Origin of the sequence: Streptosporangium sp. NPDC001681 (assembly GCF_040298085.1) — a bacterium.
GTDB lineage: Bacteria > Actinomycetota > Actinomycetes > Streptosporangiales > Streptosporangiaceae > Streptosporangium.
In genome coordinates this window covers 1-11,131 of the sequence record NZ_JBEOZN010000209.1, presented here as the reverse complement: position 1 = coordinate 11,131, position 11,131 = coordinate 1, and the positions used below count along the sequence as shown (strand labels likewise).

11 protein-coding genes and 1 tRNA gene are annotated in these 11,131 nt (G+C 69.1%); 4 read left to right on the top strand and 8 right to left on the bottom strand.

From position 1 onward, the window contains the following. Positions 1-247 precede the first annotated feature (247 nt). The 5 genes from ABT130_RS45410 to ABT130_RS45390 all read right to left on the bottom strand — a co-directional run bounded on the left by ABT130_RS45410 (position 248) and on the right by ABT130_RS45390 (position 4,315). A complete protein-coding gene (locus ABT130_RS45410) occupies positions 248-730 on the bottom strand; it encodes a hypothetical protein (RefSeq protein WP_350966168.1) in 483 nt (160 codons plus the stop codon). Between the two features lie 233 nt (positions 731-963). Then, complete coding sequence (locus ABT130_RS45405; protein ID WP_350966167.1) at positions 964-1,224, bottom strand: hypothetical protein; 261 nt, start codon at positions 1,222-1,224, stop codon at positions 964-966. Between the two features lie 101 nt (positions 1,225-1,325). Next, a complete protein-coding gene (gene modA / locus ABT130_RS45400) occupies positions 1,326-2,123 on the bottom strand; it encodes a molybdate ABC transporter substrate-binding protein (protein WP_350966166.1) in 798 nt (265 codons plus the stop codon). A 1,159-nt stretch (positions 2,124-3,282) separates the two neighbouring features. After that, positions 3,283-3,356: transfer RNA gene (locus ABT130_RS45395), tRNA-Pro, on the bottom strand. A 35-nt stretch (positions 3,357-3,391) separates the two neighbouring features. Next, the gene (locus tag ABT130_RS45390; protein ID WP_350966165.1) at positions 3,392-4,315 is read right to left on the bottom strand and encodes a metallophosphoesterase; all 924 of its coding nucleotides are present in this window, start codon (positions 4,313-4,315) and stop codon (positions 3,392-3,394) included. 80 nt (positions 4,316-4,395) lie between these two features. Between ABT130_RS45390 and ABT130_RS45385 the strand changes: the two genes are divergently transcribed. Then, the gene (locus tag ABT130_RS45385; protein WP_350966164.1) at positions 4,396-4,854 is read left to right on the top strand and encodes a GatB/YqeY domain-containing protein; all 459 of its coding nucleotides are present in this window, start codon (positions 4,396-4,398) and stop codon (positions 4,852-4,854) included. Positions 4,855-4,953: 99 nt separating this feature from the next. Here the strand turns inward: ABT130_RS45385 and ABT130_RS45380 are convergent, their stop codons facing one another. Then, positions 4,954-7,209: a transglycosylase domain-containing protein gene (locus ABT130_RS45380; RefSeq protein ID WP_350966163.1), complete on the bottom strand. Its 2,256-nt coding sequence runs from the start codon at positions 7,207-7,209 to the stop codon at positions 4,954-4,956. A 265-nt stretch (positions 7,210-7,474) separates the two neighbouring features. Here ABT130_RS45380 and ABT130_RS45375 point away from each other — a divergent pair, with 265 nt between their 5' ends. Beyond that, positions 7,475-7,771: a WhiB family transcriptional regulator gene (locus ABT130_RS45375; protein ID WP_012887233.1), complete on the top strand. Its 297-nt coding sequence runs from the start codon at positions 7,475-7,477 to the stop codon at positions 7,769-7,771. Between the two features lie 101 nt (positions 7,772-7,872). On the opposite strand, the gene bagB is transcribed toward ABT130_RS45375, so the two are convergent. Next, a complete protein-coding gene (bagB, locus tag ABT130_RS45370; RefSeq protein ID WP_030924170.1) occupies positions 7,873-9,000 on the bottom strand; it encodes an ATPase BagB in 1,128 nt (375 codons plus the stop codon). Further along, complete coding sequence (gene bagA / locus ABT130_RS45365) at positions 8,997-10,001, bottom strand: ATPase BagA (protein ID WP_350966162.1); 1,005 nt, start codon at positions 9,999-10,001, stop codon at positions 8,997-8,999. Before bagA ends, bagB begins: the two co-directional genes overlap by 4 nt. A gap of 400 nt (positions 10,002-10,401) precedes the next feature. Here bagA and sp36 point away from each other — a divergent pair, with 400 nt between their 5' ends. Together sp36 and ABT130_RS45355 are read left to right on the top strand one after the other, a co-directional pair. Then, on the top strand, positions 10,402-10,557 hold the full coding sequence (gene sp36, locus ABT130_RS45360) for a Sp36 family protein (RefSeq protein WP_012887236.1): 156 nt from the start codon (positions 10,402-10,404) through the stop codon (positions 10,555-10,557). Next, positions 10,554-11,012, top strand: a complete 459-nt coding sequence (locus tag ABT130_RS45355) for a RidA family protein (RefSeq protein ID WP_350930148.1) — start codon at positions 10,554-10,556, stop codon at positions 11,010-11,012. Before sp36 ends, ABT130_RS45355 begins: the two co-directional genes overlap by 4 nt. Positions 11,013-11,131: the final 119 nt, after the last annotated feature.

The window sequence follows — 11,131 nt, the reverse complement described above, 5'->3', positions numbered from 1 at the left end:
GATCCAGAGCACCGGGGTGTTGCCGACCACGTGCTCGGGGGCGTGGCAGGTGGCTCCGGTGATCAACTGGCTGAGCGAGGTGGTGGCGATCTGCGGCGAACTCGCAGTGATCTGCGGTGAACTAAGTGTATATATCATGATCCGTTTCCCCTGAATGCGATGTGATCGGCTCGCTTTTGGGCGTGCGCGAACGACGGCTCATACCGCTCAGCGGGAGCGTGGAGTCGTTGGCGGCCCGAGGGGCGGGCTATATCCGGGAAACGGATTTGAGTAGAAGTAGCGCGACCCCGGGCGGCGGACGGACCGGTTGCGCGCGCCGCCGCGCGGGCGGCGGTGGAGCTGTGGTGGACTCCTCGGCCACCACCGGGTCACCGACGACCGGCCCGGCCGGCACCAGGACGCGCGTGCCGGTGATCTGCGCTCCGGCCGCCGCGCCGCAGAGGTGGTGATCTTCATCGACGGGCGGAACCGGGCACGGTAGGTGCTCCGCCGGCGTCCCCGCGCCGATCAGGGTGAAAAGCCCGGTGGCGGCGCCGGTATCCTCGGTGGCGCTCACCCCGACGGTCGCCGTGGCCGGTGGCCACGGGCCGGGGGCACGATGATGGCCCCGGTGAGCGGGGGCCACCACGCACAGCGTCAGGTGCATCAACACGACGGCACCGAGCACGGCCAGCCCTAGCGCGAAGGCGACGCCTCCGTGCCGTACGACCCGCCGCATCGATGCGATCATGACCACAAACGTACATTACCGTCTGCTGCCGGTTGACTCCGGGGGGTTACTTTATGCCCTTAAAGGCTCCTATGAGCGCTGGAAACCGTGGCGGCATGGCCGCTCCGACGTTGAGTACTCCACACTGCGACCGGCGATGAGAGCCGCGCCGCGCGGGCCGTATCCGGTGCTACGTCGGTGCGAGGCCGGCGCGTCGGCCGGACGTGCGAAGGTGCGCCCGCGGAGCGGCGTGTCTAGTGCCTGAGGCCACAGGGGCAGGGCGGGCCGGCCGGTTCGGGGGGATCGGCCCAGTGCAGGGCGATGAACGGCTCGGCGCGGCAGGGATGGTGCACCCGTTCGCGGGTGATGCGGTAGCGGGCGACGCCCTCGGGCTCTTCGGATGAGCGGCGCGGGACGGGCACGGTGAGGGTGCCGATGTCCTGGTCGATGTGGGTGAGCATGCCGTGGCAGGGACCACCCAGGCAGATGGCGTTACGGGGCTGGTCGCCGCTCATGCCGTACCCCCTGCCGAACCTCCTGACGGGCGGCCGGACGGGCCGGGGCGGCGCTGTGCGCCGTTCCGGCCCGCCGGGGTCGCGGATCGCGTCATCGCGGGTCAGGGGGCTTGGAAGCCGGCCTTGGTCAGCACGTCCTTGCCCTGCTGCGACAGCACCAGATCGACGAACTGCTTGGCCGCCTCGGGGGCGGGCGCCTTGGACAGGGTGGCGATCGGGTAGTCGTTGATCGCCTTCTCCGCCTCGGGGAAGTCGATGCCCTGGACCTTGCCGCCGGAGGAGATGACGTCCGTCTTGTAGACCAGGGCGGCGTCGACCTCGCCGAGCTCGACCTTGGTGAGGGTGGCCTTGACGTCCTGTTCCAGGGTGACCGGTGTGACCTTCAGACCGGCCGCGTCCAGCGCCTTGACCGCTGCCGCGCCGCACGGCACCTGCTCGGCGCAGAGGGCGACCTTGACCTTCGGATCGGTCAGGTCGCTCAGGTCGTCGACCTTGGCGGGATTGTCGGCGGGTACGGCGATCTGGAGGGTGTTGCGCACGAAGGTGGCCGGGGTGCCGGCCAGGGAGGCGTCGGTGACGGTCTTCATCGTGGCCGGGCTGGCGGCGGCGAAGACGTCGGCGGGGGCGCCCTCGACGATCTGCTGGGCCAGGGTGGCGCTGGAACCGAAGTTGAACCGCACGGTCGTGCCCGGGTGCGCGGCCTCGAAGGTCTTGCCCAGCTCGGTGAACGTGCCGGTCAGCGACGCGGCGGCGAACACGGTCAACGTCGTGGCCCCGTCCCCGGACGACCCGCCGGAGGAGGCGGAGGTGGCCGGATCGCTGGAACCGCAGCCGGCCAGGCCGGCGGCCAATGTGAGGGCGATGGGGATCGTGGCCCACCGGGAAAGACGCCTGAACAACGAGGGCTCCTTACTGGCTCACGTGCCGACCCAGAACGTCGCCACGGACAATCACGATACCTTCGCATATTCGGGCTTCAAGAGGCAGGTTCCCTGGCAATCAACAAAGAGGCTGCCCTTATGTCATCGCACCTGCGATAAGTAGACCAGGTGCGGTCGCAGCCCACCCTTCTCTCGTGGGTCCGACCCCGTCTCCGGCCACCCCGATGTTCGCCTGGGACGGGGCGCGAGGCGACGCCCAGTGCCGAGCCGGGGCGGATCTGGGCGGGGTGTCGGGGGAAGGCGGCAGAGGGCCCGCCTGGGCGGCGGTGTCGGTATCGCGGGCTCGGTGGCCAGGGTCTGTTCGGGAAGCCGTGGGGTAGGTGGTGTCGGGATCACCTCGGCCGGGTCCTGCTCGACAGACCGCTGAGCAGGTATGAACGCGATCACCTCAGCCGGGGCCGCGAAGGCGAGTGACTCGAAGCAGGGCAAGGAGCGGTCCCCGGTGCGCCGGCTCCCAGGCGCGTGACCGTCAGATCGCCGGAGGGCTGGGCGTACTCGTGATCAGCGGACTGATCAGCGCGGCGGTCACATGAGAGGCGAGCCCGTTCCTGGCCCGATGATCCCCGAGTCCAGACATGAAAAACCCGGCCCACAAGGAGCCGGGTGGTATATGAGAACGCTGTACCTGGTGGTCCACGCTGCTGGAGGCGCGCGATGCCTAAGGTGCACATCTTGATCGACTTGCCCTGACGGGTTCGTAGCCCCATCGATATGGGCCGTGCAGTAGACGATGCGCGTCAGACAGGCCCCTGACCGGCTACCACGTACGCTGATGAGCGTCTGAGCCAAGGCGCGGATATCCAGCCGGCGCCAACCAGGGGTGCTTTTGCCACAGGAGTTACGCGCCCCGTAGTAGAGGTTGAAGCCGTCGACGTAAACACCGATTCGCGCCGCTCAAAGCCGGCGGCCTGGGGAAAAGTCAGACGGAAAGTTCCTTCTTGGTCACACGATGCCCGGCCCACCGCCCACGGGCGCTATGCGTAATCCCACCCTTGCCCCGCCAACCGCCGGAAGCCGCACGATCCCCGGCGCTCTGAGAGAGATAGTCACTCAGTAACGCAGAAAGCCGTTCCTGATTTCTCAGGAACGGCCCTCTACCTCGGGACTTTATTCGACGTCGGGGTGACAGGATTTGAACCTGCGGCCTCTTCGTCCCGAACGAAGCGCGCTACCAAGCTGCGCCACACCCCGGTCACACGTCCGGTCTTGCTCGTGCTTGGGAAAGTCTAGCGGACTTCGTGGGTGCTTGCGTCGCCGCGCCGACGGGGCACCAGGGTCAGCAGGCTGGCCTCGGGGTAGCAGGCGAAGCGGGCCGGAGCGTAGGGGCTGGTGCCGAGGCCGGCGGAGACGTGGAGGTAGGCGGAGTCGTGGCGGCTCATGCCCTTGACCCGGGGCCGGTCGATGCCGCAGTTGGTGACCAGGGCGCCGTAGAAGGGGACGCAGAGCTGGCCGCCATGGGTGTGACCGGCGAGCAGCAGCTGGTAGCCGTCGGCGGCGAAGCGGGTCATGTTACGGGGCTCCGGCGAGTGCATCACCCCCAGCCGCAGGTCGGCCTCGGCCGGGGCGGGGCCGGCGATCAGGTCGTAGCGGTCACGGTTGATGTGGGAGTCGTGGATGCCGCCCACCGCCATGTCAAGATCGCCGACCTTGACCCGGGCGGTGGTGTTGTTCATGTCGAGCCAGCCCTCGGCGGCCATGGCGGTGCCCAGCTCCTCCCAGGGAAGCGTGGGGATCTTCTGCCCGTAGTCGGCCTTGGAGGTGCGCCAGAGATAGCGCAGCGGGTTCTTCGGCTTCGGCTCGTACATGTCGTTGGAGCCGTAGACGAACAGCCCCGGACGCGACAGCAGGGGCTCCAGGGCATGCATCAGGGGCGTGATCGCGTCGGGGTGCGCGATGGAGTCGCCGGTGTTGACCACCAGGTCGGGGTGGAGGGCTCCGAGCGAGCGGACCCAGTCGATGAGCATCCGCCTGCCGGGGGTGAGGTGCAGGTCGGACAGGTGCAGGACGCGCACCGGGCGCTGCCCCGGCTCCAGCACGGGCACGTCGAAGCGGCGCAGCCGGAACGCGTTGCGCTCGATGACCGAGGCGTACGCGAGGCCGGCCAGGCCGACGCCGAACAGGGACAGGGGCACCGCGGCTGCTTTCCTCACCCTCTCATCATGCCCGAGATCGGCCCTCCGGACGGAAACTCTGGATACAGCGGGGCTGGTGAGGCGGCAAGATGGACCGCATGAGCGCATTGAAGGACAAGCTGAAGGCCGATCTCACGGCCTCCATGAAGAGCAGGGACGAGATCCGCACCCGCACGATTCGCATGGCCCTCGCGGCCGTGAACGTCGAGGAGGTCTCGGGTAAGGCGGCGCGCGAGCTCACCGACGACGAGATCGTCAAGGTGCTGGCCAAGGAGGCCAAGAAGCGCCGCGAGGCGGCCGAGGCGTTCAGCGGTGCCGGCCGGGCGGAGCAGGCGCAGGCGGAGATCGACGAGCAGGCCGTGCTGGAGGCGTACCTGCCCGCCCAGCTCTCCGACGAGGAGCTCGCCGCCCTGGTGGACGAGGCCGTCGCCGAGAGCGGTGCCTCCGGGCCGCAGGCCATGGGCCAGGTCATGAAGGTCGTGAACCCGAAGGTCGCCGGGCGCGCCGAGGGCGGTCGCGTCGCACAGGCCGTACGGGCGCGCCTCGCGTCCTCCTGACCCGAGGCCGTGGCGGCACGCACGATACCTCTCCGGGTAAGGCCGGAGCCCTCCGCGCCGGACCCTTTCAAAGGGGCAGGTGCGGAGGGCTCTACTGTCCTAGGGGGTGACCGGAGGGATCGTGATGCCGCCGTTGACCTCCCGGTCGCCGCCGCCCGAGGGCGGACCGTCACCGCCGCCGCGACCGTTACCGCCACCGCGACCGCCACGGTCGCCACGGTCACCGCCGTCACCCCGGTCGGACTTCGGCGGCGGCTTGGGCGCGCACCGGTTGCCGGTGCAGCCGCCGAAGCGCCCCATGTTCACCGGGGTGAATGAGGTCGCCTCGACGCCCCTGAGCGCGTTGAGCATCGAGTTCTTCCAGATCGGGCCGGCGATCGAGGCGCCGTACACGTAGTTGTAGTAGCGCCCGCCGATGGTCACGCCGATCAGGTCGTGCCCGAAGGCGCCGCGCGGGTCACCGACGCTCACCGCGGAGGCGAGGTCGGGAGTGAACCCGGCGAACCAGGCGGCGGTGTAGGCGTCGGTGGTGCCGGTCTTGCCCGCCGCGTCGCGGCCGATGCCGCCGACCTGGCTCATCGTGCCCTTGGTGAAGACCCCGGACATGATGTGGGTGGCCGCGTCGGCGACCTCCTCGTCCAGGACCTGCTTGCACTTGGGCTTGTACGACGTCTTCTTGCCCTCGCGGTCGGTGCTCTCGGTGATCACCATCGGCCTGCAGTAGGTGCCGCGGGCGGCGATCGTCGCGTAGGCGGCGGAGACGGTCACCGGGTCCATCTCGTTGATGCCGAGCGTGAAGGTCTCGAACTCCTTCAGCGGGGCGCCGTCGGCGCGCTGGATGCCCAGGCTCTTGGCCATCTTCACCGTCTCGCAGAGGCCGACCTCCTGCTCCAGGCGCATGAAGAAGGTGTTCACCGAGCCCAGGGTGCCGGTGGTCAGGGTGTTGAAACCGCCGGGGCCCTCACTGGAGTTGGTGACGGTGTGCCCGGGCTCGCCGACCGCGTTGCCCTTGCAGTCGCGGAACGCGCTGTGGCTGGGGGCCTGGTAGCCGGTGCCGGTGTTGAAACCGTCGTTCAGCTTCATGCCCTTGTCGAGGGCCGCCAGCAGGGTGAAGGGCTTGAACGTGGAGCCGGCCTGGAAGCCCGCTCCGCCACCGTGCAGCCGGTCGCCGACGAGGTTGTAGCTGATCTCGTTCTTCTTCGGGTTCCCGCCGAACTTCCGGCTGGCGGCCATCGCCTTGATGGCGCCGGTGCCGGGGACGACCATCGCCTGCGAGGCGACCGGCTTGTCGCTGGCGTGGACGAACTGCCGGATCGCCTTCTCCGAGGCCTTCTGCGCCTTCGGGTCAAGCGTCGTCTTGATCGTCAGGCCGCCCCGCTGGAGCAGCCTCTCCCGCTGCTTGCGGGTCTTGCCGAAGTCCTCGTTGGAGGCGATCTCCTGCTGCACGTAGAGGCAGAAGTAGGGGTAGTCGCTCACCTCGCAGCCACCGGGGGCCGAGATGTTCTTGAAACCGAGCTTCTTCTTCTTGGCCTCTTCGGCTTCCTGCGGTGTGATCTTGCCGAGCTCGGCCATCCGGCTCAGCACGATGTTGCGTCGCTCCAGCAGCCGAGCGCGGGCCGCCTTTCCCGCCCCCGGGTCGGTCCGGCTCGGGTTCTGCACGGCTCCGGCCAGGGTGGCCGCCTCCCACAGGGTCAGCTTGGAGGCGGGCTTGTCGAAGAAGCGCCTGGACGCGGCCTGGATGCCGTAGGCTCCCGCGCCGTAGTAGGAGATGTTCAGGTAGCGCTCAAGGATCTCCGACTTGGTGTACTTCTCCTCGACCGCCAGCGCGTAGCGCAGCTCGTTGAGCTTGCGGGAGAACGTCGCCTCGATGGCGGCGTCCTGCTCCTCCTTGGTCTCCGCCGCGTTGAGCAGCACGAGCTTGACGTACTGCTGCGTGATGGAGGAGCCACCCTGGACGACCCCGCCGCCTGAGACGTTCCGCACCGCCGCGCGGAAGGTGCCTTCCAGGTCGATCGCCCCGTGCTCGTAGAACCTGGTGTCCTCGATCGCCACGATCGCCGTCTTCATGACGTCGGCGACCTGGTCGAGCTTCACCGACTCGCGGTTCTCGAAGTAGAACTGGGCGAACTGCTTGCCGTCCGCGTCGAGCAGGGTGGTCTTCTCCGCGAGGGGAGGTTCCTTGAGCTCTTCGGGGAGAAGACGCAGCTCGTTCGTCGCCGCGTTCACGGTCATCCCCGCGCCACCCACCGCCGGAAGCGCCACCGCGGCGACGAGCACACCTGTGACAGCCGCCGCGCCGAGCAGCTTCAGCACATTGCCGACCGCCGACCCCTGATCTTTGCCTTGAGCTTGCACGAGACCCAGGGTACGTCGGACGGATAACCCAAACGGTAACGGAACCCTGTTTTGCCATGACTTCGTGCTGTATCGCAGGTGGGTGACTAGTCATTCCCGGCCAGATGGCCGTGGATGACCATGTGAGAATTTGGTCCCGCCGGGGTCTGTCGGCCCGAACGTCTGGTTGCGTACGGTCTCTTTCTGCAGCAATTGAATACCGAGGCCCGACGCCCGCGCCCGTCGGCCCAAGTCACGACTGACCACCTAAGGGGAGTGGGGTCGAATGTGGATCACGGATTGGACCTCCCGTGCGGCCTGTAAGGGTGCGGATCCTGACGCTTTGTTCGTTCAGGGTGCTGCCCAGAACCGAGCAAAGCTGATCTGCCGAGGATGCCCGGTCCGGACCGAGTGCCTCGCCGATGCGCTGGACAACCGCATCGAGTTCGGGGTGTGGGGCGGGATGACCGAGCGCGAACGCCGAGCACTGTTGCGTCGGCGACCGGATGTCGACTCCTGGCGGGACCTGCTGGAGTTGGCCAAAGAAGAATATGAGCGGACGAATGAGCTGATAGCCGGCTGAGTTCGCGCCGATCCCGTACGGCTGGCGCCGGGCGCCAGCCGTACACGCATGTCACGGGTCGGCGAACGCTCGCTGCACGGCTCGGCAGGCCGCCGTGACGGCTACTGGGCGGCCAGCAGGTCGCCCACCTCGCGCAGCCCTTCCAGGTCGTGCACGTCCTGCGACATGGCGGGGACCCGCGCGACGGGCACCGTGGGATGGGCGGAGATGAAGTGCTCCTGCTCGCGTTGCTCGCGAGCGGCCAGTTGCATCCGGTCCGCGTGCAGCCGCAGTACGGCGGAGGTGAGCTCGTGCTCGCCGCGCGCCTCCAGGTCTTCGGCGGCGGCGGTGCTCCGCGCCCCGGACAGCACGGCCGCGGGCGAGCGGTGCACCCGGTTGACCACGAGACCCGCCAGGGGCATGCGCTCCTCGGCCAGCCTCTCCACGAAGTAGGAAGCCTCGCGTATCGCGTCGCGCTCGGGCGAGGCCACGACGAGGAACGCCGTTCCGGGGGCCTGCAGGAGCCGGTAGGTCTGGTCGGCCCGCGCCCTGAAACCGCCGAAGACGGCGTCCAGCGCGGACACGAACGTCTGCAGGTCCTTGAGTACCTGCGCGCCCAGCAGCTTGGTCAGCGCTCCGGCGACGATGCCGAAACCCGCGTTGAGCAGCTTGAACGCGCTCCGCCCGCCGGCCTTGGCGGGGGCCATGAGCAGCCGGATGAGCCGGCCGTCAAGGAAGCGGCCGAGCCGCTCGGGGGCGTCCAGGAAGTCGAGCGCGGAGCGGGACGGAGGGGTGTCGACGATGATCAGATCCCAGTCGTCCGACCGCCGGAGCTGGCCCAGCTTCTCCATGGCCATGTATTCCTGCGTGCCGGCGAAGCTGGACGAGAGGGACTGGTAGAAGGGGTTCGTCAGGATCTGGCGAGCTCGCTCGGGGTCGGCGTGCGCCTCGATGATCTCGTCGAAGGTCCGCTTCATGTCGAGCATCATGGCGTGCAGCCGGCCCTCGCCCTCGACGCCCACGACGAGCCTGGGGGTGTTGTCGAGTTCGGTGAGCCCCATCGACTGCGCCAGCCGCCGCGCGGGGTCGACCGTGAGCACCACGGCGGAACGGCCGCGCTCGGCCGCGCGCAGTCCCAGGGCCGCGGCGGTGGTGGTCTTCCCGACGCCGCCGGAACCGCAGCAGACGATGATCCGCGTGTGCGGGTCGTCGATGATCGCGTCAAGGTCGAGGACCGGAGGGGTCTTCACGCTGCTCCTTGGGTGCGGATCGATTCCGCCAACTCGTACAGCCCGGACAGATCCACCCCGTCGGCCAGCAGCGGCAGCTCGTAGCGGGGGCGTGCGGCCTCCTCCAGCGCCAGCCTCTCGTCCCGCTCCAGCTCGGTGCGGCGGGCGTGCTCGGCGATCTCCTCGGCCAGGGCGTCGGCCACCGTGACCGCGGCGGGGCCGCCGTCGGTGAGTCCCGCGGCCTTGAGGCCGAGCACCAGCTCCGCCGGGTCGAACCGGTTCTCGGCGGCGGCCTCCAGGACGGAGTCGGGCAGCAGTGACTCGCGGACCATGTTGATGAAGATCCCCCCGGGCGGGAGCCCGGCGGTGCGGAGCTCGCTCAGGCCGTCCAGGGTCTCCTGGACCGGCATCTCCTCCAGGAGCGTGACGAAGTGCACGGCGGTCTCCGGAGAGGAGACGACGCCGTTCACCAGGTCGGCATGGTTCTTGATCGGGCCGACCCTGGCCAGCCCCGCGACCTCGTTGGTGACGTTGAGGAAGCGCACGATCCTGCCGGTCGGCGGCGCGTCCAGCACGACCGCGTCGTAGACCCTCTTGCCGTCCTTGCCCTTGCGCCGGACGGCCTCGCTCGTCTTGCCGGTGACCAGGACGTCGCGGAAGCCGGGAGCGATGGTGGTGGCGAAGTCGACGATGCCGATCTTGGTGAGTGCCCTGCCGGCCCTGCGCATGCCGTAGAACATCTCAAGGTACTCGAGCATCGCCTCTTCGGGGTCGATGGCCAGCGCGTAGACGTCCCCGCCGTCGGGTGCGACGGCGATCTTGCGCTCCTCGTAGGGCAGCGGCGGCAGGTCGAAGACCTGGGAGATCCCCTGGCGGCCCTCGACCTCGACCAGCAGAACCTTGTCGCCGCCCGCCGCGAGGGCGAGCGCGAGTGCGGCGGCCACCGTCGTCTTGCCGGTGCCACCTTTGCCGGTGACGACGTGAAGGCGTACGCCGTCCCAATCGGTGTCGCGAGCTCTCACCTTTCGAAGGCTACCCAACGGTTACTTGACAACTCTCCGGTACCTTCCCCGGTAGCACTCAAACGGCATGGTCGCCCGGCGGGCCCGAGCCGGGAGCGGGCGCCTGCGCTGAGGGTGGCCGGGGAGCCCCTTTCGCCGATCACGCTGGTCAGCAAGGCGATGTGGGCCGGACGACCCGAAGCCGAACCCGTCCGAAGCCGGAGACGAGGCCCGGGGAGCCGTGCGTGGCCCTCTCGCTAATCGATCGGATGCGGAAAGTAAATATGTAGATTCTCACAGCGGACCGCCCTGATCATCGGCCCGCCTCCGGCGGTACCGGGTGGCGGGCATGAGCCATGCCGGGCGCTCGCGGACCCGTAGTGGGCCGCTCGCCGGGAGCCGTCTCGCTAATGTGTCCCGCATGACGAAATGGGAGTACTCGACAGTGCCATTGCTGGTACATGCGACGAAGCAGATTCTCGACAACTGGGGCCAGGACGGCTGGGAGCTCGTCCAGGTCGTGCCGGGGCCCAACCCCGAGCAGCTGGTCGCCTACCTGAAGCGGCCCAAGCAGTGACGGCCGAGGAGAGGTTGGCGGAGCTGGGCCTGACCCTGCCGGAGGTGGTGCCGCCGCTGGCGGCGTACGTCCCGGCGGTGCGTTCCGGTGACCACGTCTACACCTCGGGGCAGCTTCCGGTGGTGGACGGCAAGCTGAGGGCCAGCGGGAAGGTCGGCGCCGAGGTGGGCGTCGAGGACGCCTACGAGCTCGCGAGGATCTGCGCGCTCAACGCCCTCGCCGCGGTCGCGTCGGAGGCCGGAGGACTGTCGAACATCGTGCGGATCGTCAAGGTGGTCGGGTTCGTGGCCAGCGCCCCGGGCTTCACCGGCCAGCCGCAGGTCGTCAACGGCGCCAGCGAGCTGCTCACCGCGGTGCTCGGTGACGCGGGCAGGCACGCCAGGAGCGCGGTCGGTGTCGCCGTCCTCCCGCTGGACGCGCCGGTCGAGGTCGAGGTGATCGCCGAGGTCCGCTGAGGTCGGGTGGACACCCCGGCGTCAGCGAGGCTCTGACGGCCGCGAGGGCACACCGACGGTCGGAAGGGCGGCGAGAGCTCGCCGGGGGCCGTGGAGGTGCCGTGGGGCCCGCCGGGGGC

Excerpts from the sequence above, each read along its gene's own strand:
- ABT130_RS45410 (WP_350966168.1), bottom strand. The coding sequence starts at position 730 with ATGATCGCATCGATGCGGCGGGTCGTACGGCACGGAGGCGTCGCCTTC.
- ABT130_RS45405 (WP_350966167.1), bottom strand. The coding sequence starts at position 1,224 with ATGAGCGGCGACCAGCCCCGTAACGCCATCTGCCTGGGTGGTCCCTGC.
- ABT130_RS45385 (WP_350966164.1), top strand. The coding sequence starts at position 4,396 with ATGAGCGCATTGAAGGACAAGCTGAAGGCCGATCTCACGGCCTCCATG.
- ABT130_RS45375 (WP_012887233.1), top strand. The coding sequence starts at position 7,475 with ATGTGGATCACGGATTGGACCTCCCGTGCGGCCTGTAAGGGTGCGGAT.
- sp36 (WP_012887236.1), top strand. The coding sequence starts at position 10,402 with ATGACGAAATGGGAGTACTCGACAGTGCCATTGCTGGTACATGCGACG.